Origin of the sequence: Comamonas sp. A23 (assembly GCF_004522605.1) — a bacterium.
GTDB classification, from domain to species: Bacteria; Pseudomonadota; Gammaproteobacteria; order Burkholderiales; family Burkholderiaceae_C; genus Comamonas; species Comamonas thiooxydans.
In genome coordinates this window covers 825999-850665 of record NZ_RSDT01000001.1, presented here as the reverse complement: position 1 = coordinate 850665, position 24667 = coordinate 825999, and the positions used below count along the sequence as shown (strand labels likewise).

Genomic DNA, 24667 nt, shown 5'->3' with positions numbered 1-24667 from the left:
GCAAGCTGACTCACGCAACGAGGTCAGATCAAGACAAGCCTGAGCATGGGAGCAGACAGTCCTACATGCAAGCTATGCTCTGCCCATTGGCGCTTGCACCCTCAAACCACTTCATTGACCAAGATTGAGATGTCACGATCTTTCATTGCCCGGCCTTCGGCCGAGAAGCCGACCTCCGGCAACGCCCTGCTGCTGACAATGCTTGTAGCCGCCTTTGCCGCATTGGCGAGCGGAGTCAGCCTGGCTCAGAATCTCTACCGCAGCGTGGGCCCTGACGGGCGGGTCACCTATTCCGACCGGGCCATCGGCCCCAACGCCAAGCCCAGTGCCGACGCCGTGAGCAACACCGATGGCCCGGCGTCTTCGGCCAACGCGCAACTGCCTTACGACTTGCGCCAGACTGCCAACCGCTATCCCGTCACGATCTATACGGGCAAGGACTGCGAGCCCTGCGACGAGGCCCGATCTCATCTACAAAACCGCGGCATCCCATTCAACGAACGCAGCATAGACACCAGCAGCGACGTGGCAGCGCTCAGAAAGCTCAGCGGGCAGGACAGCCTGCCCTTTGCCACCATCGGCAACCAGCACCTCAAGGGTTTTGGCGCCGACAGCTGGGACCAGTACCTGAGCGCGGCCGGCTACCCCAAGCAGCCCCAGTTGCCGAAGAGCTACAAAGCTCCCGCTGCCAAGCCCCTGACCGCGCCGGCAGCAGCCGCTGCCGAAGCAGCCAAGCCCGCCGAGCGTCCTGCACGCATCACGGCGCCAGCAGCCCCGCCCCCTGGCGCGCCCACGCCCGAAAACCCAGCAGGCCTGCGCTTCTAGGAGGCAGAAACTTTCAATAAAATCAGCCTCTAACGCTTATCCATAAGGCGTTAGCAGCTATCAATTTCACAAAAAAAGCCACCTGCACAAGCAGATGGCTTTCCGGCCGCAGATTGCTGCTTAGTATTCCAGCGTCTGCACGCCTTGTGCGGTTCCCAGCAGGCACACCGCAGCCTTTTGGTGGGCAAACACGCCGACGGTCACGACGCCGGGCCACTGGTTGACTTCGGACTCGAAGGCCAGCGGCTCGGCGATCTTCAGACCACGGACATCCAGAATATGCTGGCCGTTGTCGGTCACCAGCGGCGAACCATCCTTCATGCGAATCTGCGCCGTCACGTCAGCGCCCATGGCTTCGAAGCGACGCGCGATCTGGGCTGCCGCCATGGGGATGACTTCCACGGGCAGCGGAAAATTGCCCAGCACTTGCACGCGCTTGGATTCATCGGCAATACAGACAAAACGCTGAGCCAGCGCCGCCACGATCTTCTCGCGCGTCAGCGCCGCACCGCCGCCCTTGACCATATAGCCCTTGCCGTCGATCTCGTCGGCACCGTCGATATAGACAGCCAGGCTGGTGACTTCATTGGCATCGAATACCTTGATGCCCAGGGCCTTCAGGCGCTCGGTACTGGCCACGGAGCTGGAGACGGCGCCAGGAATCTGATCCTTGATGGTGGCCAGTGCATCAATGAACTTGTTGACCGTGGAGCCTGTGCCCACGCCCACAATTTCACCAGCGACCACATATTTCAGGGCAGCTTGTCCGACCAAAGTTTTCAGTTCATCTTGAGAAAGAGGTGCAGCAGATGTCGTCATGAGGGAAAATCCAGGTAATCCTGCGATTATCCCCATGTCTCTTATTCCTTACTCACTGACGCGTCCTATTCTTTTCGGCATGGACCCCGAAGCGGCCCACGACCTCACCATGAACTTCATGGCCAAGGGTCAAAATACCTTGCTCCAGAAAGCCTGGGCGCGCCCTCTGATCAGCGACCCCATCGAGCTCGCCGGCCTCAAGTTCCCAAACCGTGTGGGCATGGCCGCAGGCCTGGACAAGAATGCGCGCTGCATCGATGCGCTGGCTGCCATGGGTTTCGGCTTTGTGGAAGTGGGCACCGTCACGCCCCGCCCCCAGCCCGGCAATCCCAAGCCCCGCATGTTCCGCATCCCAGAAAAAAATGCGCTGATCAACCGCCTGGGCTTCAACAACGAAGGCCTGGATGCGTTCCTGGCCAATGTGCGTCGCTCGCAAGTGCGCGCAAAAGCAGGAAACAATGGCGGCGCCATGTTGCTGGGCCTGAACATCGGCAAGAACGCCACGACCCCCATCGAAGAGGCCACCAGCGACTACATCAAGGCGCTGGACGGCGTGTATCCTCATGCCGACTATGTGACGGTCAACATCAGCTCGCCCAACACCAAGAATCTGCGTGCGCTGCAAAGCGACGAGGCGCTGGATGCGCTGCTGGGTGCGGTCGCCAATCGCCGCGAACAGCTTTCCAGCCAGCATGGCAAGCGCACGCCGGTGTTCGTGAAGATCGCTCCCGACCTCGATGAAGAGCAGGTCGGCGTGATTGCGGCAACGCTGGAGCGCCATGGCATGGATGGCGTGATTGCCACCAACACCACCATCAGCCGCGATGCCGTCAAGGGTCTGCAGCATGCCGAAGAAGCTGGCGGACTGTCCGGCGCGCCCGTGCTCGAAGCCAGCAACCAGATCATTCGCCAACTGCGCTCAGCCCTTGGCAGCCGCTTTCCCATTATTGGCGTGGGCGGCATCCTGAGCGGCGCCGACGCCGTGAGCAAGATCCGCGCAGGTGCTGATGTGGTGCAGATCTACAGCGGCCTGATCTATCGCGGCCCCGATCTTGTGACCGAAGCCGCCCAGGCCATCGCCCATATGCACTGAGTTTGACGCGTGGCCTGGCCGCGCCAAAAGAAACAGCCCGTCATGCCTGAGCCTGACGGGCTGTTTTTTCATGACCCTTCAGCTGCGTGCACGTTGCTGCAGTTTGAGGATCCAGGGCAGTGCTGCGCTACCCCAGCGAATCAGCTTGCGTGGTCCCAGAACCATGAGCAAGCCCCCCGCTGCCGCGGTTGCCAGCGGATGCAGGCGAACAAAAGACAGCAGTCGCTCAGGCAAGGGAGCCTCTGCGTCCACATGCGCAGGCTGCGTGCTGCGCAAGGCCAGCGCCTGCGCCTTGGCAGCGGCTCGGGCCTTGATGCGCGCGCGTTGCTTGGCAATGCGCGACAGCACCAGCTTTTGCTCGGCGGTCGCTTCATCCCAGAGCCGAGCATCCATGCCTGCGGGCTTGACGGGCTCCAACTCTGTGGATCGCGAATCGGGAGAGATGCTGTTCATGCTAAATCCTCTCCTTCATCGCCTGCCAATCCGATTTGAGCTCGCGCCGCGTGAGCCTGAATGGACTGGAGAGTTGATTGACAGCTTCCAGCAGTCGCCACAGCCCCAGGCCCCAGACCAGAACCCAGCCACCGACCAGCAGCCACGCCACCAGCTGACGATGCTCGCTATCCCAGAACTGCACGAGCACAGCCATGGACAGGACAATGAGCACAACCACGGTAAGTGCGCCGAGCACAATGGCCAGCACCGCCAGCGTTTGCATGCTGCGCTTGTGCTGTTGCCACTCAAGCTGCGCAAGATCAACACGATCTTCGGCCGCGATCGCGGCCTCGTTGAGATTGGCACGCCAGCGCTCCAGCAGGGAATCAAGACCTAGTAGTGAAATCAAATTCACAGGCACTTGTCCTTTTGCAGCTCAGCAATGCTTAGCGACGGCCCAGCATGAAACCCAGCAGCGCACCCACTGCCAGCGCGGCACCGGCGACGCGCCAGGGTTCGTCGTGGGCATAACGATCCGCCACATCGGCAGCTTCGCGCGCCTGACGAGCGGCGTCCTGAGCCGCACGCACGGCAGACTCGCGCACGTTGGCCATGCCGTCGTCGATGCGCTGACGAAGCACGCTGATTTCAGGAAGCTTGTCCAGTTCACGGGCAGACAGCAGACCGCGCAGATCGCTGACCAGTTTTTCCAGATCGTCTTGGGCGGTGGAAACGGCGTCGGAAACAGAGCGTGACATATCGATCCTTTCAATGTGACGAAATTGGAATATCGCATGCACTTGGCAGTGCACCAAGATAGCTGCGAGACAGCAAGCATCAGGGCCGGCCGCTCATAAAACCTGCAGCATGTGAACATCTTACAGAAAACGCACCGCCTCCAAGAAACTCGCGGGCCTGCGGCACTGTCGGACAGCAGCGAAACTGCCTCATGTCAAGGAATATAAAGCCGTTCAAGGCTCCAAACCAATCTGTTTGCTGCAGCAGCCTTTACGTTGGCGCAGCAGAGCGACCTCAGTCTGAGCTCAGGCATGCCGTGCATGCATAGCTTGACCTCCAGCATCTGCCGCCAAGCAAAACGGATTACATACGGCAACACACTGATTGCTTAACAGTTCATTAATAAAGTGGCTGCATGCTCGGCAACAAGTCATCTGCTTGCGGGAGTTCCATTCAAAAAACGCTTAAGCAAGCGAAGACTTGACTCAAATCAAGTGGCGCAAACGGCAACTTTCATATAGTCAATTAGATATAAAAGATATTAATTTAATACTCTTTTATGTTTAAAGCATCAGGGTTTTCTGGTGCCAGTGCGACGATGAAAGGAAGGGCCATGCCACTTCAGAAACGAGAACTCTCCGACTGCGCAACCAGCAGTTCGGCCTGCACCTGCAGCACTCCATCCATTACCCAGGCACCTCAGCAGACAGTGACTGCGCCCACCAAGCGCGGTTTTTTGCAGGATTTGATTGCCATGGCCGCCAGCCTCGGTGTTGCGGGCAGCGCCCGCGCAGCGCTGCCCGGCGACCCCAGCTTCCAGCCCCTGCGCCGACCCGGCATGCAAGGCAAGCGCTTCGGCATGCTGGTCGATATGCGCAAATGCATTGGCTGCCAGGCCTGCACAGTGAGCTGCTCGGTCGAAAACCAGCCCCCCATCGGCCAGTTCCGCACCACGGTGCTGCAATACGAAATCGACCAAGCCGGCGACACGGCTGCCGCCATGGTCAGTCTGCCGCGGCTATGCAACCACTGCGACGAACCGCCTTGCGTGCCCGTCTGCCCGGTGCAAGCCACATTTCAGCGCACCGACGGGATTGTTCTTGTCGATAACGAGCGCTGCGTGGGCTGCGGCTATTGCGTGCAGGCCTGCCCCTACGACGCGCGCTTCATCAATCACGAAACGCAGACCGCCGACAAATGCACCTTCTGCGAACACCGCCTGGAAGCCGGTCTGCTGCCCGCCTGCGTGGAAAGCTGCGTGGGTGGCGCGCGCGTGATTGGCGATCTGAACGACGCGCACAGCGAAATCAACCAGCGCATCAATGCTCACAAGGACGATATCAAGGTCCTCAAGCCCGGCATGAAGACCAAGCCGCACGTCTTCTACATCGGTCTGCCCGATGAGTTTGTGAACGGTGTCGATGGTCAGGCCACGGTTCGCCTTGTTGCCGAACATCTGTGAAAGGAGTGCCCTCATGCAAATCATTGAACTCCTGACCCCAGCCTACGAAGCGGCATGGTTGCCATGGGCCGTGCAGTATTTCTTTCTGGTCGGCATGGCCACGGGGGCCGCACTGCTGACTTCGGCCTGTGCGCTCGGGCCGGCCCAAGGCTTGCTCCAGCGCCTGCTGCCCACAGCGGTGCTGGTGCTGGCCATGAGTGCGATTGCCGCACCGGTGGCCCTGCTGGCCGACCTACACCAGCCTGCGCGCTTCTGGCATTTCTATGCCCACCTCACGCCCTGGTCGTGGATGAGCCTGGGTGCCGTGCTCATGCCCACGTTTGTCGGGCTGTGCGTGTTGATGTGCGCGCTGTGGTGGCTGGGCAAGCAGCGGTTGATGCGCCTGCTGGTGCCTGTACTGGTGCTGTCCACGCTCAGCATCGTGGTCTACACGGGCGCCGAAATCATGGTCATCCGATCGCGCCCGCTGTGGAACACGCTGTGGGTACCGATCAATCTGGCACTCAGCGGCTGGCTGGCCACCGTGGGCATGGGCTTTGTGCTCTACCGCTTTCTGCCCCGATCCTTGCAGCCCGATGCTGCAGCCCTGCAAGGGCTGCGCAATCTGGGCCTTTGGCTGGCCACCGGCCTGATCGCCAGCGCCCTGACCTGGGGAATTGCCGGCATCGCGGGCCAGAGCCCTTCATTTGACATGGCTGTGCGCCTGTTCAATGAGTTCCCCGTCTGGCGCATCTCCATGCTTGGTTCGGCCGTGTTTGGAGCAGCCGTGGTGATGGCCCTGCTGCGCGGCGAGCATCGTCTGGCAGCCAAGGGCTACACCCTGGTGCTGGGCACCGGCCTGGCGGCATCTGCCTGGGCCTTCCGCTGGGCACTATTCATGGGCGTGCAGGGCGTGCCCAAATTCGGCGCCGGCCTCTATCTCTACAGCATGCCACTGGGCGGTGACGGCCTGATGGGCATGCTGGGCATGGCAGGCCTGTGCGTGGCACTGGTTGCGCTGACCACCTGGGCGCTGGAGCTGTTTCCGGTACGCAAACGAGCGGGCACTGTTTAAGAATCAAGCCAAATACGCCTAAAACGTAATATTAGCAAGCGCTTGCAGCTATCAATATCATAGAACCACTGCTGCGCTTGCCCTTCCCCATACCAAGGGCAAGACCATGAATGACAAGAAACTCTCCCCTGAGCAATCACAAGACATCGAGGCCGATCGCACCGATGCCAGCCGCCGCCGCATGCTGCTGCGCGGCGGTGCCGTCGCAGGCGGTCTGGCAGCTTTTGCCGCAGGCTATGGCGAAACCGTGGCCAAGGGAGCCAAGGGGCTGATCACCGGCAGCTCGGGCAAAGCCACCCAGAGCGCCACGCGCGGCAACTCGCTGATGCCCGAATTCCGCATCGACCCCGTCAGCGGCAAACTGACGACCCAGCCCGGCCAGGTGGTCAGCCCCTCCTCGTGTCTGGGCTGCTGGACGCAGTGCGGCGTGCGTGTGCGCGTCGATACTGCCGACAACCGGATCATCCGTATCGCCGGCAACCCTTATCACCCGCTGGCCACCACCCACCCCGCGCCCATGGAAACACCGGTTCGCGAGGTCTACGCCATGCTGGGCGGTGACAACGGACTGGAAGGACGTGCCACCAGTTGCGCCCGTGGATCGGCCATGCTCGAGCACCAAAAAGCACCGCACCGCGTTCTCAAGCCGCTCAAGCGCGTTGGTCCACGCGGCTCCGGCCAGTGGAAGAGCATCACGCTCGAAGAGCTGGTTCAGGAAATCTGCGAAGGCGGCGATCTCTTCGGCGAAGGCCATGTGGATGGCCTGCGCGCCATCCGCGACGTCAACACGTTGATCGATGAAGCCAATCCCGAATACGGCCCAAAGTCCAACCAATTGCTGGTGACGGAGGCCGCCAACGAAGGCCGTACTCCGCTGGTCAACCGCTTTGCCAAACAATCGTTCGGCACCATCAACGTGTCCAACCACGGCTCTTACTGCGGCCAGACCTACCGGGTGGGCACGGGCGCGGCGCTGGGCGATATGGCCGGCATGCCCCACGGCAAGCCGGACTGGAAGAATTCGCGCTTCGGCCTGTTCATAGGCACCTCGCCGGCGCAGTCCGGCAACCCGTTCCAGCGCGTGGGCCGCGAGCTGGCCGAGGCCCGTTCGCGCGGCGAGAACACCTATAAATATGTGGTGGTCTCACCCATGCTGCCCACTTCGTCCAGCCATGCGGCAGGTGACAACAACCGCTGGCTGCCCGTCAAACCCGGCAGCGACCTGGCGCTGGCCATGGGTCTGATCCGCTGGATCATCGACAACGAGCGCTATGACAAGCAGTTTCTGACCCAGCCCGGCCCCGCCGCCATGGCGGCAGTGGGCGAGGCCTCGTGGAGTAACGCCACGCACTTGCTCATCAACGAACCCAAGCACCCCCGCTTTGGCCAGTTCTTGCGCGGCGCGGACATCGGCCTGCCCATGCCGGAGCCAGTGGACGAAAAAACACCTGCCGAAGACGTGTACGTGGTGCAACTGGCCGATGGCTCGCTGGCCGCTCACACCGTGGCCCAGAGCGCCGAGCTGATCATGGAGCGTGAGTTCACTCCCCGCAAGGCTGCAGATGCGACCGAAGAACCCACTCCAATTGCTGTCTGCACCGCCTTCGTCAAACTGCGCACTGAAGCGCACAAAAAGACGATAGAGGAATACGCTGCTCTTTGTGCCGTGCCCGTAAAGGAAATTGAAGACCTGGCGCTCGAGTTCACCAGTCATGGCAAACAGGCCGTGGCCAACTCCCACGGCGGCACCATGAATGGCTCCGGCTTTTACACCGCCTACGCCATCGCCATGCTCAACAACCTGATCGGCAACTTGAACGTACGCGGCGGCTGGGTGATGGACGCAGGGCCATTTGGCCCCTTCGGCCCCGGCCCACGCTACAACTTTGCGCAGTTTGAAGGTGCCGTCAAACCCAAGGGCGTGGCCCTGTCGCGCACCAAGTTCCCCTACGAGAAGACCAGCGAGTTCCGACGCAAGAAAGAAGCGGGCCAGAACCCCTACCCCGCCAAGGCGCCCTGGTACCCCGCGCCCGGCGGCCTTTCCAGCGAGATGCTGGCCGCCGGAGTGCTGGGCTACCCCTACCCGGTCAAGGCCTGGATCAACCATATCAGCAACCCCATCTACGCCATGTGCGGTTTCGAGAATGCACTGGCCGATTCGGTCAAGGACGTGAAAAAGCTGCCGCTGTTTGTCTCGGTGGACCCCTTCATCAACGAGACCTCGGCCCTGGCCGACTACATCGTGCCGGACACCGTCACCTATGAGAGCTGGGGCATTGGCGCGCCATGGGCCGACGTGGTGGCCAAGAGCAGCACGGTGCGCTGGCCCACCGTCGATGCCGCTACCGCCAAAACGGCCGACGGTCAGCCCATCAGCTTCGAGAGCTTTGTCTTTGCCGTTGCCAAGCAGCTGGGTCTGCCTGGTTTTGGCAAGAACGCCATGTCCACCAAAGACGGCGAGCCGCTCGATCTGGAAAACGCCGAAGACTTCTATCTGCGCGGCATCTGCAATATCGCCTACCAGGCGGGCAAGCCCGTGCCCAAAGCCAGCGATGACGACATCGCAATCACCGGCCTCGAGAAATGGATGCCGTCGCTGCAAAAGCGTGTCGCCCCTGAGGAAGTGCGCCGCGTCGCCATGGTCATGAGCCGTGGCGGTCGCTTCGACAAGGTCGAAGACGCCTGGGAGGGCGACCAGCTCAAGCTGCAGGCCAAGTTCCCGGCCACGTTCTGGCACGAAGGTCTGTCCCGGATGCGCCACTCCATGACCGGCGAGCGCTACAGCGGCTGCCCCACCTGGTACCCCACGCGCCTGGCCGACGGCTCGGACATGCGCCAAGTGTTTTCCGAGCAAGACTGGCCGCTGACCATGACCAGCTACAAGTCCAACCTGATGAGCAGCATGTCCATCGCCGCCTCACGCCTGCGCCAGGTGCACCCGCACAATCCTGTGAGCATCAACAAGGCCGACGCGGCAAAGCTGGGCATAGCCAATGGCGACCACATCGAACTCAGCACCCCCGGCGGCAAACTCCAAGGCGTGGCCCTGGTACGCGCTGGTATCGCGCCCGGTGCGATCGCCATTGAACATGGCTACGGTCACAAGCAACTGGGCACCGTGTCCCACAAGGTCGACGGCCAGCCCACCCATGCCAACCCACAGCACGGCAATGGCGTGAACCTCAATGCTCTGGGCTTTACTGATCCGACCCGACCTGAAAAGGACAATGTATGGATCGACTGGGTATCGGGGGCAGTGGTCAGGCAAGGGCTGCCAGTGAGAGTGAGAAAGGCTTGATAAGGGCCTAAAGCTCTGGCGGGCGATCGGGATGGAAAGTCCCGTCGCTCGCGCCTACGAGGGATGGCATTGAAACGACTGCCAACAACTTGCGGCGATATCTTGAACCTGGCGAGGAGCAACCGTATTGCCGACCATTGGCTTGCAACAAGAATCTGGGCCGGATTAGGCTCGCCCCGACATCGGACATGACAAACCACAAGCACCACTCCTGAGTGATCGTCTTTCAGCTTCTCCGAAAACTCAAAAAAGGTAATAAATCCACGAAATACTATTCAATCAAATGGGACAGTACATTATTTACAATTAAAAACCACTGGATATTGGTATTAAAAATCGAGAAGAACAAGATTGCTTTCTTCTCGGAAAATATTCGTATACAGCCATCTAAATATAGACAATTATATTGTTTTGAAACTTACACTTAAAAACAATAATGAAATCATCTGATTTCGCTTCATTGTTGATAGCAATGCAGTTCTATATTTCAATAAATTGCACAAATAACGATAGCAGATCAACAGAATCCTAATTCGTGCCCAAACAAGGTATTTCTGTTTTCATCCGGCTTATTGAAACTGCCATTAACCGAAAGAACGTTTTGGAACAGGCATCTGCGAAGCCAAAACGCAAATCCGGTTGGCATTGATCATTGTGCACTGGCAAATGGTCTTTCGCCTGAATTAATCCCCGTGGTCTGAGAACTCGCTATTCAAAGGAATGATCATGAAAAAGTCTTTGATTGTCATGGCGGTTGCTGCCTTGGCTGGTGTGGCATCTGCTGCGACCAATACGGGGACCAATGCGTCCTCAGGAACTTATTCCTCGGTTGCCAGCTCCGGCACAGGCAGCGCTGTGAGCTTCAATAGTGCGACGGCCAGCGCTCAAGCAAGCGGCTTTGGAACCAGCACCGGCACCACCGGCTCTTGGGGGCCTGTGGCCTCGGGGCAATCGAGTGTCGGCGGAAGCGCCTCCACCACAGGAACCGTCAGCAGTCTTGCTGCGACCAGCGGAGGCGGCGTTGCCGGCGGCTACGGAACCACCAACGCCAACGCACATTCGGACGTAGGCAGCAATTACCTCGGCCACGCTCCCGGCAAGTTGGTCAGCGGTGGCGCCGGAGGCTACGCCAACTCGAGCACCAACAATGTGGCTGGAACTGCATCCATCGGCAACGGCATTGCGGTGGTGAACAGCACTGCCCATACCAACTCCAACTTTGGCGGGAACTCGCAGGCGATCTCGGGCCCGGGAGGAACCTCGACCAGCAATAACTCCGGCGCCTCCTCTGTCGGCAACGCGACAACTACCGGCTTCAGCCTGGGCACAGCCTTCGGAGGCTCCAATGGTGGTGGAACTTCGGGCAATGCTTATGGATGGGCGAACTCGGCCGCCAACTAGATAAAGTCCGTGAACTCAGTTGTATTGCCCCCGAGTTGAGGCGTCCCAAGTCAAGACTCGGGGACAAAGGAGAAACAGCATGAAAGCCTCAATAGCCTTGCTAAGCCTTTGTGTCCCTTTGTGCAGCTTTGCGCAGAATGCCGATAGCAGTGCACAAAGCCTCTCCAGCTCCTCGTCAGTGGGAGCACAACAGAATCAATCCATCACCATCGTGAATCCGGTTGCCGCGGCGGACAGCCGATCGGTATCCAGCATCGAAAGCAGGTCGACCTCAAGCTCGGATCAAAACATCACGACCAGCGGAACCACCACCCAGAATCTGAACAACACGGTATCCGGGACATCCAGGAACATCGTCGAGTACAGCGGTACTTACACCGTGAAGAACGTTCCCAGCGTGAACGGCCCCAATCTCACGACCAGCAATGACACCTGCATGGGCAGCAGCAGCGGCAGTGCCAATGGCCCTGGCTTTGGCGTGAGCTTCGGCACAACCTGGACGGACGAGCATTGCAAACGCCTGAAAATGAGCCGTGAGCTCTGGAACAAGGGCATGAAGGCAGCTTCTCTGGCAATGGACTGCATGGATCCCGCCGCTCGCGTGGCACTGGAGATCACGGGTTCTAAATGCCCGCAATCCATGACCGCAGACGAGCGCCGCAACAACTACGGGCCGGATGCTTCGGCACAAGGCAGTCCTGCACCGTCCACCACGCAGGCCGTTTCTGGCACCAGTCTCGAGCAGGCAATCGAGCCCAGGCAAACGGCAAGCCTCTATCCGAACTGACGAGCGCTCAGGCCAATCCTGGCGGGCGGCACAAGGGCAGCCTGAGCCTGGGCGAATTCTGTGAAATGCAGCAGCAATCCGTGCAATGACCAGGGCTCTGGTCCAAGCCAAACACGGTTGGTGCTGCTGTGGAATCTCTGTCTCGTGGAAGGGCAAATCCATCTCAGCCTGATCCATTGTGGACTGCAAGTCCTCCTGAATCCTCTCCATCCAGGCAAACCTAATCTCGCGGGCTGTTGCGATACGCTAGCATCCTCTTTGCGCCTTGGTGCTCCGTCACATCGTGTGGGATTTCTCCGCCTGCCCCTTCGAGATCCGCTCCATTTATCAGTCATGCCCATCTATGTCGCTCTGCTGCGGGCCGTCAATGTCGGCGGAACCGGCAAACTCCCCATGGCGGAGTTGAAGTCCATGTGCGAGGCCGAAGGGTTTGCGCAGGTACAGACCTATATTGCCAGCGGCAATGTGGTGCTGGATGCAGATTGCACCGAGCAGCAGCTCAAGTCGGCATTGGAGCGACGCCTGGCCAGTTATGCGGGTAAGCCCGTGGATGTCATCGTGCGAACGGCCCGGGAGATGACGGAAGTGCTGGCCAACAACCCCTTTCCCGAATCCCCGGGCAACCGCACTGTTGCCATCTTTCTCGATGAAGCACCACCTGCAGACACGCTGACCCAGATCAAAGGTCGCAAGGACGAACAACTGCAGTTGGGACGGCGCGAGATCTATGTGGCTTATGGTGCAGGAATGGGCAGTTCCAAGCTCAGAATTCCAGCAGCAGCCCAAGGTACGGCCAGAAATATCAACACGATTGCCCAATTGGTTGAAATGGCGACAGCACGCCATGAGGTTGCGACACGGGAAAAGCGCTGATACCCGCTTGAGCCAGTCTCACGCAGGCGGTGAAAGCGGCACAGCCACCTGTACATCTCATCCTTTGTCTTGGCTCAGGCAGGCTCTTTCTATCCACTCTTGCTCATGAATGCGTAGTGTTCTGCTACCGGCACCGGTTTGCGCGCACTCGAATGTACGGAGCCCTGCTCCGTGAAGAGAAAAGGATAGAAGCTCATGCAAGCATCATTGCCCATGCCGGCCACCTCGGCTTCCCAGCCTTCCCAACGCAAATCACGGTAGAAGTCGCGCAGCCCACCCGTGAAAGCCCATTGCACAAAAGCCGTATGCCTCATCTCCAGCGATTCCCAGGCCCAGGTGTCTGGAGCCAGATAATGGACGGCCCCCAGATCCTCGCCCAGAGCCCCGCCATTGATGGCAAAGAATCCACCCAGGGCATCGTCGGCAATCAGCAAAAATCCGCTGCTGCGCGCGCGATTCCACGCAGCGAGATCGCGTGTGAGCCGGGGATGCCCCGAGCCCAGCATTCTGAGCCAGCCCCCGTCGATGAGAATTCCACCGGTTCCATGAGCCATGGCCCCCAGCGGCGAGCGTGTCGTGACCTGCAAAGCAAGCAACACGGAGTCTCTCTGAGCCGAGGGAGGAAGACATTCGACAGGAATGCTCGCGTCCTGCGCCCAGGCTTGTATCAGTGGCAAGGCCGGATCGTCGCGCTCCAAAAGTTCTGCCAGTGCACGCATCGATCTCCTTTGATGCAAAAGTCAACAACATCGGAATTCTGACATTTGATCTTGGTATCCAGAAGCCTCGTGAAAGGCTTCAAATCGGTGCATGGCTCGACATTGACGTGATGGCTCATTCGCCAGGCATGGGCTCCGGCGGCTGGCTGGCGCCTGGCAGTGTCTGGACCGCTTGCACGGAATGAGGGTGCGCCTGATGCAGCCCTAAGGTGCAGCCAAAGGGATCCAGCAGCATTGCCGCAGCTGCACCAAGGCTTGTGACGATAGGACCTCGGTACAAAACTGCCCCTCTTTGTTCAAGTTCCTGTACCGCTTCCTGCAGATCAGCCACCTCCCAATAGACTGTCGCCCCACCGGCTCCCCCCGGACACTTGCTGTCCTGCGGATGGAAACCGATCAGACATCCCGGCGTCCGGATAAAAGCGTAGTGATGATTCTCGTATTGCACCTGGGTCTGAAACAATTCGGCATACCAGATAGCAGCGGCATCAATATCTTGCACAAACAGCACGACGGATTCAATTTGCTTCAGCAACATAAGCTTTCAAAGACTCTGCAAAACAGCGGCCCACAAATGTAGCGCTGACCTGGTACTGAAAAGCGGCCGATATGCAGAAACCGAGATCTTCTGAGAAGCATGCCGCACAGGAGCCAGGAGCAACCGATCTCCGAGAATGTCGCTTCCTCCTCAACCGCCATTGGGTGGCACTCTGAAGCCCGCCCCTACTCGCGCCTCGGCGCGCTCCAGCCAGTTCCGGACTTGTGCCAGCCACCGCAACGCGCGGAGTTCCCCGGACTTTGCCACTTCAAGCGAGTTGAGGTTCTGAGCTGCTGCCCTGTCACTCAAGGCCCCATATTCCTCGCCGCGGTCTTCAATTCGATGATTTTTCATGGTCAGCCAATGGTCTACAGACACCTGACATCTGTAAAGTTGAATGACCTAACCATTCAATTCAGAAAATCTGAATAATAAATCATGCGAAACCTCAATCTCGACCAACTGCAGACGCTGATTGCCATCGCCGATCTCGGCACCTTCGCCGCAGCGGCCCAGGCGCTGCATCTGGCACCACCTACGGTCAGCCTGCATATCAAGGAGCTGGAGGCACGCATGAACGCCACGCTGTTGCTGCGGGGCAGGCGCCAGGCGGAGCTGACATCGGCCGGCCTGGTACTGGTGCAGAAGGGACGCAAGCTGCTGGAGGCCGGAGACGACCTGATCGATCAGGTGCAGCGTCACGCCAGCGGCCGCGCCGGCCTAGTCAAGGTAGGCGTATCGGCCGGGGTCAATATCCGGCTGTTTCCGTTGATGCTCGACGCCCTGAGCCGCCGCAGCCCGGGCATTGACATCAAGCTGGAGGCTGTTGGCTCGGCCGACTCCATGCTGCGCCTCAAGGCCGGAACACTCGATATCGCCCTGGTCGCCAGCCCGCAGGCGGAGACGGCCGAGATCATGCTCACGCCCTGGCGTAACGATCCCATGGTGGCCCTGTTGCCCTCAGCCTGGGAGGTCCCCGAACGGGTCAGCCCCGAATGGCTGGCAAGCCGCCCCTGGGCCTGCTTTGCTTCCGCCACGCAGATGCACGGTCTGATTGCCGGCTGGTTCGGCCAGGCAGGCCTGAGTCCTCGCCCATTCATTGCTCTGACCTATACCGAGGCGCTAAAAAGCCTGGCAGCCGCCGGTCAGGCTGCAGCCCTGCTGCCGCTGGAAGCCATGGAAGAGCAGCAGCAACAGAGCAGCGTGCAGATACGGCATCTGTCACCCACCTTGATGCGCCCCATGGCCATCGCCCATCGCCAATTGCCAACGCTGAACCCTGCGACCGCCAGCGTGCTGACGGTGCTGGCAGAGTTCGGCAATCAGGCAGCGGCGTGCGCGCCACAGCTCGCTTGACCTCAGCGCTGGACTGCCTAGAATTGAGAACTTTCGCTTTCAAACGAGACTCTTCACCCATGCGCCATTGATGCCGCCGTCTGATTGACGGCCACCTCCCCTCCTCCCAATCGCTGCCGTCCACATGTGCAGCCTGGGGATGTCAGGCATCACCCCATCGCATGGTCTTATGACAGAAACTCGCCTGACGCTGCATGGCGTCTCTTACACACTGCCCAATGGGCGGCCACTCTTTTCCAATCTTTGCTGCAACTTCGGCTCACAGCGCACGGCGCTGGTGGGCCGCAATGGAGTGGGTAAAACCGTGCTGGCACGCATTCTGGCTGGCGAGCTACCTCCCGGCAGCGGCGGCGTAACCCGTGCGGGCCGCATTCACTATCTGCCGCAAAACCCTCTGGCATCCCGTCCAGATCTGAGCATCGCTGCACTGGCAGGCCTGAGCGACACGCTGCTGGCACTGGAGCGTATTGAGCAAGGCAGCTGTGAAGCCAGCGACTACGAACTGCTAGCCGAGCGCTGGGACATACGTCAGCAGTTTCGGATGCAGCTCGAGCGGATCGGCCTGCCTCCGCTGGCACCGCAAACACCTGCCAGCCAGCTCAGTGGCGGCCAGGCCATGCGCGTGGCGCTACTGGGTGCACAGCTGTCCCTGGCCGACTTTCTGATTCTGGACGAGCCCAGCAATCATCTGGACGCTGCCAGCCGCTCTGCCCTGGCGCAGCAACTGCAGCAATGGCGCAGCGGCCTGCTGTTGATCAGCCATGACAGAGTCTTGCTGGAGGTCATGGACTCAGTTGCGGAACTGACCCCCAGCGCAATCAACATCTACGGCGGAAACTACTCTTTCTACAGAGAAGTCCAGTGCCAGAAAAACCAGAATGCACAAGACGAGCTGGCCCGCCTCAAGCTGGAACGCAGCCGCGCCGAGCAGGCCTTGCGCACGCAGCACGAACGCCAGAGTCGCAGGCAGGCACGCGGTGAAAGACTGGGAAAGAACGGCAATCAGGCCAAGATTCTGCTGGACGCAGGCAAGGAACGCGCCCAGAGTTCGGGCGGCAAGCTGGCGACCCAGCAGGCCGCAGCGCGCGAAGCCCTGAACCAAAACGTGCGCGAGGCCGCCCTGGCACTGCAGCGCCAGGTGGACTGGCAGGCCGACAGCATCCACTGGCATGCGCCTCAAGAGCCGAGGAGCCAGGGAGACCGCATCGTTGCCGAGCTGCGTGATGTGCAACTGCCTCATGTTGGGCCGCACCCTCCTCTGAATCTGGTGCTGCGCGCCGGTCAGCGCCTGGCCGTCAGCGGCCCCAATGGCTGCGGCAAGTCCATGCTGTTGCAACTGCTGGCCGGGCAGTTGCAGCCGGTGACGGGCGAGCACTGCCTGAATACGCCGTTTGCGCTGCTGGACCAGCACCAGAGTCTGTTGCAAGCCGAATCACCGGTGCTGAGCCAGTTGCTGGCCGCCAGTCCGCGCACGCCCGAGTCGCTGCAACGTATGCGACTGGCACAGGTCGGGCTGGATGCGCGCCATATCGATCAGCCTAGCGGACAACTCAGCGGTGGCGAGCGCCTCAAGGCTGCCATGGCCTGTGCACTTTACCGTGACGAGCCAGCGCAATTGCTGCTGCTGGACGAACCCGACAACCACCTGGATCTGCCATCCCTTCAGGCGCTGGAGAACATGTTGCGCCAATACGCGGGCACGCTGATCATCGTCTCACACGACAGCATGCTGCTCCGGGCGCTGAAGTTGACGCACCAGCTGAGCTTTGCCGCTGAAACATGGACATTGACAACGCTCTGATCGCTGCAGTCGGCGCTGTCACGGTCATTGCCAACTGACAGGGGCAGCTCTCGGTTGGGTCTCGGTTGTGCAACGCTGTGCATCCTGCCCACAGTTCGGCAATGCACGAGGCACCTGTGCACACCATGCTCCCGAGCTCCCCGACCATTCACGTGCTTGCCCCCTGTTTTCGGCTTCAGGGGTTCAGGAGGTCTTTTTCCAGCTTCTTCCGTCAGTGGAGCGATAGTCACCACCCGTGGCACAGCAACCGCCTGCACCAAAGGCCATCCGTCCCAGTGTGACCCGAAGCACGCCTTCCTCATAGCGGATGGATTGACGCTGGCAGGAGGTGAAGAACGGGTATGGCTCGGGCGCCAGCACCTTTTCCCAGCGAACTTCACCCTTTTCCAAAGGCTCCACAAGAAAGACCTCGCAATCGTGGACCAACAGGAATACCGGCTGGCCTGCCAACACGCCTTTGAAGACGTGCTCCGGCGCTGCATCACGCGTGGCCTGCGCCTGCTTGCTCAGAGGTGCTTGGGTTTCGCCAGAGTTGCAGCTCGCCAGACCTGTCAGCGCCAGCAGCAGAAAGGAAAACAAGGGCTTTGCGATCATGAGAGCCCAGTATGCCAGTTGCTTCTATGGAGAATGGCAAACCCATGCCGACATGTCATGCGGGCGGGGCGGCTTGGCTGGATAGGCGCTGACAGCCATTGTTTTCCCAAGACTTATTACCTCAATGTGCGCAGCTGCTGTTGGCGTGCAAGCTCCTTGAGACGAAATTTCTGCACCTTGCCCGAACCCGTCAACGGGAATGCCTCGCAGATAAACCAATACTCTGGCGATTTGTGGGGCGCGAGGTGCTCGCGGCAGAACTGTTTCAGTTCCTCTGCGGCACAGACTTGTGCTTCGGGTTTAAAGCGGATCGCCGCTGCCACCTGCTCACCCCAGTGCGCGTCTTCCAGACCAAACACCGCCACATCGGCCACAGACGGATGCTTCATCAGCACGCCTTCTACCTGCACGGGGTAGATGTTCTCGCCGCCACGAATGATCATGTCCTTGAGCCTTCCCGTGACGTGGCAATAGCCGCGCGCGTCCATGGTGCCAAGGTCTCCCGTGCGCAGCCAGCCATCGCCGAGCAGGGTCTGGGCCGTGGCTCCGGGCTGCTCGAAATATTCGAGCATGCTCTGATAGCCGCGCGCCTGGATTTCACCCTCCTCGCCCACGGGCAGAACTTCACCATCCGGCCCTGAGATGCGCACCTCTACCTGCCATAGCGGCTGGCCCGTGGTCTGGGCCTTGTCCTCGGCGCTGTCACCAGGTGCAGTCTGGCAGACGATGGGGCTGAGTTCGGTCTGTCCATAGACCGTAACCAGATCGCAGCCCATCTCAGTGCGCACGCGCTCGGTCAATGCCACGGGCACGGGTGCGCCACCGGACATGGCCAATTGCAGGCTGGAGAGGTCGTAGGTTTTGGCCTTGCGCTGCTCCAGCAAGGCCAGCAGCATGGTGGGGACCCCGCCCAGTCGCGTGCCACGCTCGTCGGCTATGGCTTGCAGCACCAGATCGGGGTCGAAAGCCACGATCAGCACCAGTGTGGACAAGGTGGTGACACAGCCCAGCACGCTCATCACCGATCCCGCGGTGTGAAACAGCGGCATGGGGCAGATATGCACATCCTCATGCTGCTGCGCGCGAGCAGCGACAAAGCGGGCATTGGTGACCAGACCCATATGATGCAGCAACGCGCCCTTGGGCTCACCCGTGGTGCCCGAGGTGTACTGGATCTGCGCGGGGCTGCGCGGCGCTACATCGGGCAGTGCCCCGTCATGCGGGGTCTGTCGTACCTGCTCAAGCCAACCGCTGAGGCTGATGATATCGACCGAGTCCTCAAGCCCCGCTATCGCCGCACTGGCCATGGCCGCCATATCGCTGCCACGAAACTGATCGATGTGGAATAAGGCACCGGCGCGTGACTGGCGCAGCACATATTGCAGCTCCTGCGTGCGCAGCGCCGGATTGGCCGTGACCAGCACCAGCCCGGCCAGCGATGCACCGTATTGCAGGATGACCCACTCGGGCACATTTGGAGCCCACAGGCAGATGCGCTGCCCAGGCTGGTAACGCTGCAGCAACCAGTGCGCGCAGACCGTGGCATCGTCTAACAGTTGCGCATAAGTCCAGCGGCGGTCGGTCTGCACCGCCCCGGTCAGTGACGGCCAGCCAGCAGGCATTTTCTCCACCAGCGCCCATCGCTCCGGCGCCTTCAAAGCTGCTTCGCGCAGCGCCTGCCCTTCGGTGATTTCCAACACTTCCCGCGAGGTGTCTGCGGGCCAGTAGGACTGGGTCAGTGGGCTCGATAGCTGAGGCACGGGAGTCTCCTTGTTGTGGTGTTGAAAAATCAGTGAATGGGCGGTTTCAACGGCAGCAATTGCCTCACGACCCATATCCATTGCTGCGTCAGCGCCGCCACGGCATGCGGGTTGCTGCGCAAGATGCCCGAGACCGCCAGGCCGCGTACAAATTCAGTACTGGTGCTGACCACCAGCTCATAGGCCGGAAATGACTTGAGCGGCGCAAATATCTCGTCCAGCACGCGCAGCCGGTCGCGCAAAGCCTTGCGCTCTGCAGCCACCAGGGCTTCACGCAACTCGGTATCGGTGCGCGCCACGACCCATAGCTCCAGCTCGGCCAGGAACGACGGCTCTTTCATGCTGTCGACCAACGTGTGAATCGCGCGCTCCACGGGGTCATCATGTTTTGCTTTGCGTCGCAAACGCTTGAGCACGGTCTCTTCATTGCGCACCACGATGGCATCCACCACGGCGCACAACAGCTCGGCATGGGTAGGAAAGTGGTGCAGCAGCGCTCCCCGGCTAACAGCGGCTCGGCGCTGCACCTCCAGTGTGGTGGTGCGCGCCACGCCCAGATCCATCAGACAGGTCATGGCGCTATTCAGAATGCGCACACGCGTCGCCTGTTTTTGCAGTTCACGCATGTTGCGGCCCTCAGCCGTCTTGAATTCGCCAGTCATCGCCATCTCCAATTTAACAGTCTGCATTGACTGTAAAAACAAATGCACCTAGAGTCAACATTGACTGTCAAAAATTCTTTCTTATCAATCGACTATCAACATCCATCGATATTCATTCATTTCAATCAGGAGACTTTTCATGCCCTGCCATAGCACTTTGTCAATCACACCAGACCCCAGCAATCCGCGCATTGCGCGCCTGCTGCTCAACCGCCCCGAGCGCTTGAATGCGATAGGCAACCAGACGCCACGCGAGATCCGCCGAGCCGTGGAGTGGGCCCAGGACAACCCGGACGTCCATGTCATCGTGGTGGAGGGTGCGGGCAAGGGCTTTTGCGGAGGCTACGACCTGGCCGAAACCGCCGAACAGGAAATTGAGCACCCCTGCCAGCAGGAGAGAACGCCTTGGGACCCCATGGAAGACTATGCTTTCATGAAGCGCAATACCGAAGACTTCATGAGCTTGTGGCGCTGCAGCAAGCCCACGATTGCCAAGGTACATGGAGCGGCCGTGGCGGGCGGCAGCGATATTGCGTTGTGCTGCGATCTGCTCATCATGGCCAATGACGCCCGCATTGGCTATATGCCCACGCGCGTCTGGGGCTGCCCCACCACAGCGATGTGGACTCAGCGTCTAGGCCCCATGCGCGCCAAGCAGATGATGTTTACCGGCGATGTGATCAGCGGCGCCCAGGCCGCCGAGTGGGGGCTGGCCAACGAGGCCGTGGATGCATCTGAGCTGGAGGCCGCCACCATGAAGCTCGCCAACCGCATTGCCTCCGTGCCACGCGGCCACCTAGCCATGCACAAGCTGGTGGTCAACCAGACCATGTTGACCATGGGCCTGGAGCAAGGCCAGATGTTGGCCACGGTGTTTGACGGCATCACCCGCCACAACCCCGAGGGCATGTGGTTTCGCCGCTATGCCCAGGCCGAGGGCTTCAAGGCCGCAGTGCAGTGGCGCGACTCGGGCCGAAGCATCCCTGAGGGCGACGAAGCGCGCCGCGAGATCAAGCGGCTGGAGGCGCAGATCGCTAACTTGAAGTCAGAATAGCAACTGCAAAAACAGCGGCCAACGCCTGGTGAAAAAGCGCTGGCCGCTATGTTTTTAGATGCTTGGCCTTTGGTGCGCCTCGACCTTTCCATCCACGCGGCGGCGCAGCGAGGCCTGCAATTCCTCAGGCAGAAACCTGAAAGCCAGTTGCAGCAGCAAAAAGCCGATAAGGCCATCGTCCAGCCAGCCCAGAATGGGGATGGTGTCAGGTACGAAGTCTATGGGGCTGACGATATAGAGCGCCGCCAGCACGGTGACCAGCTTGGCCGCCCTGGGCGAACGCTGGTCGCGCAGCACGGCCCAGGCGAGCAGCAGCTCTTTGCGAAAGCGTGACAGCGCACGACCCAGTTTCCACATAGCAGTCACTCCGGCAAAAGTGAAAAAACCGAATCTTCAGTTGCGGTCGAACTGGACGATGACAAGAGCGAGGCATTGCCGGTCTGCCACAGAATGTATCCAAGAGCCGAAACCCAAAAGCATCAATCCTTTTATCGAAAAAGATTGATGCTCCTGATTTGACAGCAAATCAACCGTCGATAGGGTGTTCCGGCGTCTGCAGCGTGAGCTGGTAGAAGGCCAGATCCAGCCAGCGGCCGAACTTGAAGCCCACCTGGGGCATCAGTCCCACGGACTCGAAACCCAACCGCTTGTGCAGTGCAATGCTGCCCGCGTTGGCGGCGTCGATGGCACCGACGAGCACATGCACATCTCCACGCTGCCTGGCCTCGGCAATCAGCAGTTCCATCAATTGCTGCCCCAAACCTCGGCCCCGGTGCTGTGGATGGACATAGACCGAATGCTCGACCGTGTACTTATAGGCGGGGTAGGCGCGAAAACCTCCCCAGCTGCAAAAGCCCAGCAACCGGCCTTGCGCATCCTCGATGCCGATGACGGGGAAGCCGCCTGCACGTTTGGCCTCGAACCAGCTGACCATGTTTTGTGTCGTGCGCGGCTGGTAGTCGTAGAGCGCCGTGGAATTGACGATGGCATCGTTGAAAATGTCCAGAATCGCAGCGGCGTGGCGTTCGTGCGTGCATTGCACGATGTTCAGATCACTCATTTCTTGGCCTCAGGCACCCAAATCAGAGTCGGTATTATGGGCAAGGTCCAAGCAGTCGTGGCCTGCGCAGCGTTTAACTGCACAGGCGCGGGTGCTATAAGAATAGATTCAGCTTCCGTCCCGCCGGTATTTTCAGGAAACCCTCATGCAAAGCAGCGCACGCAACCAGTTCAAGGGCAGTGTCTCCCATATCAGCCACGGCATCGTCACCGATGAAGTCCAGATCCGTACCGAGCACAATGCGGAGCTGGTGGCGACCATCACGCATGGCAGTGCCGTCAGCCTGGGTCTGAAGGCCGGCAGTACGGTGATCGCCATGGTCAAGGCGCCGTCCGTGATGGTGGTGACGAATTGCGAAGGCGTGCGCTTCTCGGCGCGCAACCAGCTCAACGGCAAGATCACCCGAATCAAGCCCGGAGCAGTGAATACCGAAGTGACCATAGACGCCCAGGGCCTGCAGGTGGTGGCCATGGTCACCCAGGAAAGCACCGAAAACCTGGGCCTTGCCGTGGGCAAGACGGCTACGGCCTTGTTCAAGGCTTCTCAGGTCGTGCTGGCGGTGCTGCCCTGATGAACGAATCCATTGTTCTGCAGCCCATAGGCCGCGTACACAGCCCGTTCAAGCATGCCGTGGGCATGCCCATACAGACCGTGGCTGCCCAGCAGCATGAGGGAAAGATCGAGGTTTTTTCGCCTTTTGCCGCGGGTTTGCGTGATGTGCAGGAGTTTCAATACCTGATCCTGCTCACGCACTTGCATGAAGCTACGGAAAAGCTGGAAGTCGTGCCCTTTATGGACACCAGCAGCCATGGCGTTTTTGCCACAAGGGCGCCGGCAAGACCCAACCGCATCGGACTGTCCATTGTCGAACTGCTTGGCATGGACGGATGCTGGCTGCATTTCCGCGGTAACGACATGCTGGATGGCACGCCCGTGCTCGACATCAAGCCCTATGTGCCGCAGCTGGATGTGCGCGAGACAGAACGCATAGGCTGGTTTGCCAGAGGGCTGGATCAGTTGCCGGGCAGGCTCTCCGACGAGCGCATGCGTTGAGAGCTATTTGTTTTCCGAGCTGGAACAGCTGATGCGTCTATCTCCAAAGCACATGCGGCTACTTGATGTGTGGCATGGTACTTAACGCTCTTCGTACCTGCCGGTCACTCGCCCCTGGCTATCCGTCACCACACTGCTCTTGACCTGCCAGACCAGACCATCGAGTCCGGGCACGGTGTACTCGCCGTCGCGCCCCTTGACGGCCTGTTTCCAGGCCTGCATCTGAGCCTGGGTCAGGCTGAGCTTGAGCTCGTGGTCGCTATGCCAGTTCAGCATCCCGCCTTCACTGTCGCCGGCAGGCACCAGCTCCAGCGTGGAACCATCGCCTGCCAGAATCAGCGGGCGGCCATGAGGCAGGCGAGCCGGCAGCATGGCCTTTAGGTCGCGCACGCCCAGGCTTCCCAGACGTATCACGGTCTGCGGGCTGCGCAGCAGGCGCTTGCGATGACTGAAGCCAAGCACATCGTTGTAGAGCACGCCCGTCTTGGAGCCTTCTCGTGCCGCCCCCGCATCGATGGCGGCCTGCATATCGGGCAAGTCATGCAGACTGGGCCGGGCCAGATCGGTGATCCACAACGGCATATAACTCTGCAGAGACTGCAGCGCTCCCAGCACATTCCAGCGGCGTACCTCGCGCAACTCGTCACTGGTCAACCCAACCAGCTGCAGAAACATCAGGTCACCATAGGGCGTGTGAATGGCCGGCAGCTCGGGATCCTGCACAAAGCCCATCTCGGTCAGCAGCGTGTCGGCATCGGCCTTGATAGGGCCGCTGGCCGTCATCCAGTGGCCGGGGGCCAGCACATTGCCGGTGCGAAATACATATCGAGCAATATTTTGCAAGAAGTTAACAGGCCAACTAGGCGGCTCCTGCTCGCTGACGGCACGCATCAGCCTGAAGCTCAACTCGAAACCATAGCCACTGGGCTTGCCTGGAGCGATGTCGTAGCTGTCGTCGAGATCGCCATACAAATCGCTGAAGCCATAACTGACATAGTGCCAGTGCGGCACGCCCTGCTCGCTGCGATAGACGCTGACGCCGTCCAGCGGCTCTTCTCCTCCAAGACGAAATTTGATCAGCGTCCCGAAATGCGCGGGCTGCTGATCGCCATAAACCGTCTGCAGCGCCCTATCGATTGCATCCCATCCCTGGCTGCCCTCTTGCCCGTTCGCGTGGGTTTGAGAGTCGTAGGTTTCGCGGGAATTCATGGCCTTTTTCTCCTTTGCCCCAAGTATCAAGGCTGGCGAAAGCCGTTCGAGCGGGATTACAAACGGAGATGTGAGC

The 24667-nt window shown here is 60.1% G+C and carries 25 protein-coding genes; 13 read left to right on the top strand and 12 right to left on the bottom strand.

Features of this window, described 5'->3' with window-relative positions; genetic code table 11:
• Positions 1-129 precede the first annotated feature (129 nt).
• Entirely contained in the window at positions 130-825 is a 696-nt protein-coding gene (locus EIC84_RS03940; RefSeq protein WP_050788985.1) for a glutaredoxin domain-containing protein, read from the top strand.
• A gap of 120 nt (positions 826-945) precedes the next feature.
• Here the strand turns inward: EIC84_RS03940 and rpiA are convergent, their stop codons facing one another.
• Positions 946-1644, bottom strand: coding sequence for a ribose-5-phosphate isomerase RpiA (gene rpiA, locus EIC84_RS03935; protein ID WP_034362526.1), 699 nt, complete (start codon positions 1642-1644; stop codon positions 946-948).
• A gap of 34 nt (positions 1645-1678) precedes the next feature.
• Between rpiA and EIC84_RS03930 the strand changes: the two genes are divergently transcribed.
• On the top strand, positions 1679-2737 hold the full coding sequence (locus tag EIC84_RS03930; protein ID WP_004340830.1) for a quinone-dependent dihydroorotate dehydrogenase: 1059 nt from the start codon (positions 1679-1681) through the stop codon (positions 2735-2737).
• A 78-nt stretch (positions 2738-2815) separates the two neighbouring features.
• On the opposite strand, the gene EIC84_RS03925 is transcribed toward EIC84_RS03930, so the two are convergent.
• The 3 genes from EIC84_RS03925 to EIC84_RS03915 are packed head-to-tail and all read right to left on the bottom strand — an operon-like array spanning position 2816 to position 3930.
• Positions 2816-3190, bottom strand: coding sequence for a hypothetical protein (locus EIC84_RS03925; protein WP_004340829.1), 375 nt, complete (start codon positions 3188-3190; stop codon positions 2816-2818).
• 1 nt (position 3191) lies between these two features.
• The gene (locus EIC84_RS03920; protein WP_080554187.1) at positions 3192-3593 is read right to left on the bottom strand and encodes a phage holin family protein; all 402 of its coding nucleotides are present in this window, start codon (positions 3591-3593) and stop codon (positions 3192-3194) included.
• A 25-nt stretch (positions 3594-3618) separates the two neighbouring features.
• Positions 3619-3930 carry a DUF883 domain-containing protein gene (locus EIC84_RS03915; protein WP_004340823.1) on the bottom strand — a complete coding sequence of 104 codons (312 nt, stop codon included), beginning with the start codon at positions 3928-3930 and terminating at the stop codon, positions 3619-3621.
• A gap of 593 nt (positions 3931-4523) precedes the next feature.
• Here EIC84_RS03915 and dsrO point away from each other — a divergent pair.
• The 6 genes from dsrO (at position 4524) to EIC84_RS03885 (ending at position 12785) form a co-directional block, all read left to right on the top strand.
• Complete coding sequence (dsrO, locus tag EIC84_RS03910; RefSeq protein ID WP_034362525.1) at positions 4524-5372, top strand: sulfate reduction electron transfer complex DsrMKJOP subunit DsrO; 849 nt, start codon at positions 4524-4526, stop codon at positions 5370-5372.
• A 13-nt stretch (positions 5373-5385) separates the two neighbouring features.
• Positions 5386-6426, top strand: coding sequence for an NrfD/PsrC family molybdoenzyme membrane anchor subunit (gene nrfD / locus EIC84_RS03905; protein ID WP_004340820.1), 1041 nt, complete (start codon positions 5386-5388; stop codon positions 6424-6426).
• Positions 6427-6532: 106 nt separating this feature from the next.
• Positions 6533-9724, top strand: a complete 3192-nt coding sequence (locus tag EIC84_RS03900) for a tetrathionate reductase subunit A (protein ID WP_004340816.1) — start codon at positions 6533-6535, stop codon at positions 9722-9724.
• A 726-nt stretch (positions 9725-10450) separates the two neighbouring features.
• A complete protein-coding gene (locus tag EIC84_RS03895; RefSeq protein WP_004340813.1) occupies positions 10451-11125 on the top strand; it encodes a hypothetical protein in 675 nt (224 codons plus the stop codon).
• A gap of 79 nt (positions 11126-11204) precedes the next feature.
• Positions 11205-11912 carry a hypothetical protein gene (locus EIC84_RS26165; RefSeq protein WP_171832509.1) on the top strand — a complete coding sequence of 236 codons (708 nt, stop codon included), beginning with the start codon at positions 11205-11207 and terminating at the stop codon, positions 11910-11912.
• Between the two features lie 333 nt (positions 11913-12245).
• On the top strand, positions 12246-12785 hold the full coding sequence (locus tag EIC84_RS03885) for a DUF1697 domain-containing protein (RefSeq protein ID WP_004340805.1): 540 nt from the start codon (positions 12246-12248) through the stop codon (positions 12783-12785).
• 89 nt (positions 12786-12874) lie between these two features.
• Here the strand turns inward: EIC84_RS03885 and EIC84_RS03880 are convergent, their stop codons facing one another.
• Both EIC84_RS03880 and EIC84_RS03875 read right to left on the bottom strand, forming a co-directional pair.
• Entirely contained in the window at positions 12875-13504 is a 630-nt protein-coding gene (locus EIC84_RS03880; RefSeq protein WP_004340802.1) for a DUF2625 domain-containing protein, read from the bottom strand.
• A 115-nt stretch (positions 13505-13619) separates the two neighbouring features.
• A complete protein-coding gene (locus tag EIC84_RS03875; RefSeq protein ID WP_004340799.1) occupies positions 13620-14042 on the bottom strand; it encodes a VOC family protein in 423 nt (140 codons plus the stop codon).
• Between the two features lie 438 nt (positions 14043-14480).
• On the opposite strand from EIC84_RS03875, the gene EIC84_RS03870 reads away from it, so the two are divergent.
• Both EIC84_RS03870 and EIC84_RS03865 read left to right on the top strand, forming a co-directional pair.
• Positions 14481-15398 (top strand): LysR family transcriptional regulator, encoded by a 918-nt coding sequence (locus tag EIC84_RS03870; RefSeq protein WP_004340793.1) that lies wholly within the window; start codon positions 14481-14483, stop codon positions 15396-15398.
• A 169-nt stretch (positions 15399-15567) separates the two neighbouring features.
• Positions 15568-17199: an ATP-binding cassette domain-containing protein gene (locus tag EIC84_RS03865; RefSeq protein ID WP_004340788.1), complete on the top strand. Its 1632-nt coding sequence runs from the start codon at positions 15568-15570 to the stop codon at positions 17197-17199.
• 183 nt (positions 17200-17382) lie between these two features.
• Here EIC84_RS03865 and EIC84_RS03860 read toward each other — a convergent pair whose 3' ends face one another.
• The 3 genes from EIC84_RS03860 to EIC84_RS03850 form a co-directional block, all read right to left on the bottom strand.
• Positions 17383-17778, bottom strand: coding sequence for a hypothetical protein (locus EIC84_RS03860; RefSeq protein WP_237704477.1), 396 nt, complete (start codon positions 17776-17778; stop codon positions 17383-17385).
• A 131-nt stretch (positions 17779-17909) separates the two neighbouring features.
• The gene (locus tag EIC84_RS03855) at positions 17910-19553 is read right to left on the bottom strand and encodes an AMP-binding protein (RefSeq protein ID WP_004340783.1); all 1644 of its coding nucleotides are present in this window, start codon (positions 19551-19553) and stop codon (positions 17910-17912) included.
• 29 nt (positions 19554-19582) lie between these two features.
• Complete coding sequence (locus tag EIC84_RS03850; RefSeq protein WP_004340780.1) at positions 19583-20215, bottom strand: TetR/AcrR family transcriptional regulator; 633 nt, start codon at positions 20213-20215, stop codon at positions 19583-19585.
• A 139-nt stretch (positions 20216-20354) separates the two neighbouring features.
• Here EIC84_RS03850 and EIC84_RS03845 point away from each other — a divergent pair, with 139 nt between their 5' ends.
• Complete coding sequence (locus tag EIC84_RS03845) at positions 20355-21269, top strand: crotonase/enoyl-CoA hydratase family protein (protein WP_004340777.1); 915 nt, start codon at positions 20355-20357, stop codon at positions 21267-21269.
• A gap of 54 nt (positions 21270-21323) precedes the next feature.
• Here EIC84_RS03845 and EIC84_RS03840 read toward each other — a convergent pair whose 3' ends face one another.
• A complete protein-coding gene (locus tag EIC84_RS03840; RefSeq protein WP_004340774.1) occupies positions 21324-21626 on the bottom strand; it encodes a YkvA family protein in 303 nt (100 codons plus the stop codon).
• Positions 21627-21795: 169 nt separating this feature from the next.
• Entirely contained in the window at positions 21796-22329 is a 534-nt protein-coding gene (locus EIC84_RS03835) for a GNAT family N-acetyltransferase (protein ID WP_004340770.1), read from the bottom strand.
• Between the two features lie 145 nt (positions 22330-22474).
• Between EIC84_RS03835 and EIC84_RS03830 the strand changes: the two genes are divergently transcribed.
• Together EIC84_RS03830 and tsaA are read left to right on the top strand one after the other, a co-directional pair.
• A complete protein-coding gene (locus EIC84_RS03830; protein WP_004340767.1) occupies positions 22475-22900 on the top strand; it encodes a molybdopterin-binding protein in 426 nt (141 codons plus the stop codon).
• Positions 22900-23382, top strand: coding sequence for a tRNA (N6-threonylcarbamoyladenosine(37)-N6)-methyltransferase TrmO (gene tsaA, locus EIC84_RS03825; RefSeq protein WP_004340764.1), 483 nt, complete (start codon positions 22900-22902; stop codon positions 23380-23382). Before EIC84_RS03830 ends, tsaA begins: the two co-directional genes overlap by 1 nt.
• Before the next feature lie 81 nt (positions 23383-23463).
• Here the strand turns inward: tsaA and EIC84_RS03820 are convergent, their stop codons facing one another.
• The gene (locus EIC84_RS03820; RefSeq protein ID WP_004340761.1) at positions 23464-24591 is read right to left on the bottom strand and encodes a suppressor of fused domain protein; all 1128 of its coding nucleotides are present in this window, start codon (positions 24589-24591) and stop codon (positions 23464-23466) included.
• Positions 24592-24667: the final 76 nt, after the last annotated feature.

Bases quoted from the DNA above. Each gene is read 5' to 3' on its own strand.
- EIC84_RS03895 (WP_004340813.1), top strand. From the start codon at position 10,451: ATGAAAAAGTCTTTGATTGTCATGGCGGTTGCTGCCTTGGCTGGTGTG.
- EIC84_RS03940 (WP_050788985.1), top strand. From the start codon at position 130: ATGTCACGATCTTTCATTGCCCGGCCTTCGGCCGAGAAGCCGACCTCC.
- EIC84_RS03865 (WP_004340788.1), top strand. From the start codon at position 15,568: ATGACAGAAACTCGCCTGACGCTGCATGGCGTCTCTTACACACTGCCC.
- EIC84_RS03850 (WP_004340780.1), bottom strand. From the start codon at position 20,215: ATGACTGGCGAATTCAAGACGGCTGAGGGCCGCAACATGCGTGAACTG.
- EIC84_RS03925 (WP_004340829.1), bottom strand. From the start codon at position 3,190: ATGAACAGCATCTCTCCCGATTCGCGATCCACAGAGTTGGAGCCCGTC.
- EIC84_RS03900 (WP_004340816.1), top strand. From the start codon at position 6,533: ATGAATGACAAGAAACTCTCCCCTGAGCAATCACAAGACATCGAGGCC.
- dsrO (WP_034362525.1), top strand. From the start codon at position 4,524: ATGCCACTTCAGAAACGAGAACTCTCCGACTGCGCAACCAGCAGTTCG.
- tsaA (WP_004340764.1), top strand. From the start codon at position 22,900: ATGAACGAATCCATTGTTCTGCAGCCCATAGGCCGCGTACACAGCCCG.
- EIC84_RS26165 (WP_171832509.1), top strand. From the start codon at position 11,205: ATGAAAGCCTCAATAGCCTTGCTAAGCCTTTGTGTCCCTTTGTGCAGC.
- EIC84_RS03875 (WP_004340799.1), bottom strand. From the start codon at position 14,042: ATGTTGCTGAAGCAAATTGAATCCGTCGTGCTGTTTGTGCAAGATATT.
- EIC84_RS03835 (WP_004340770.1), bottom strand. From the start codon at position 22,329: ATGAGTGATCTGAACATCGTGCAATGCACGCACGAACGCCACGCCGCT.
- EIC84_RS03930 (WP_004340830.1), top strand. From the start codon at position 1,679: ATGTCTCTTATTCCTTACTCACTGACGCGTCCTATTCTTTTCGGCATG.
- EIC84_RS03870 (WP_004340793.1), top strand. From the start codon at position 14,481: ATGCGAAACCTCAATCTCGACCAACTGCAGACGCTGATTGCCATCGCC.
- EIC84_RS03915 (WP_004340823.1), bottom strand. From the start codon at position 3,930: ATGTCACGCTCTGTTTCCGACGCCGTTTCCACCGCCCAAGACGATCTG.
- nrfD (WP_004340820.1), top strand. From the start codon at position 5,386: ATGCAAATCATTGAACTCCTGACCCCAGCCTACGAAGCGGCATGGTTG.
- EIC84_RS03885 (WP_004340805.1), top strand. From the start codon at position 12,246: ATGCCCATCTATGTCGCTCTGCTGCGGGCCGTCAATGTCGGCGGAACC.
- rpiA (WP_034362526.1), bottom strand. From the start codon at position 1,644: ATGACGACATCTGCTGCACCTCTTTCTCAAGATGAACTGAAAACTTTG.
- EIC84_RS03840 (WP_004340774.1), bottom strand. From the start codon at position 21,626: ATGTGGAAACTGGGTCGTGCGCTGTCACGCTTTCGCAAAGAGCTGCTG.
- EIC84_RS03845 (WP_004340777.1), top strand. From the start codon at position 20,355: ATGCCCTGCCATAGCACTTTGTCAATCACACCAGACCCCAGCAATCCG.
- EIC84_RS03820 (WP_004340761.1), bottom strand. From the start codon at position 24,591: ATGAATTCCCGCGAAACCTACGACTCTCAAACCCACGCGAACGGGCAA.
- EIC84_RS03880 (WP_004340802.1), bottom strand. From the start codon at position 13,504: ATGCGTGCACTGGCAGAACTTTTGGAGCGCGACGATCCGGCCTTGCCA.
- EIC84_RS03830 (WP_004340767.1), top strand. From the start codon at position 22,475: ATGCAAAGCAGCGCACGCAACCAGTTCAAGGGCAGTGTCTCCCATATC.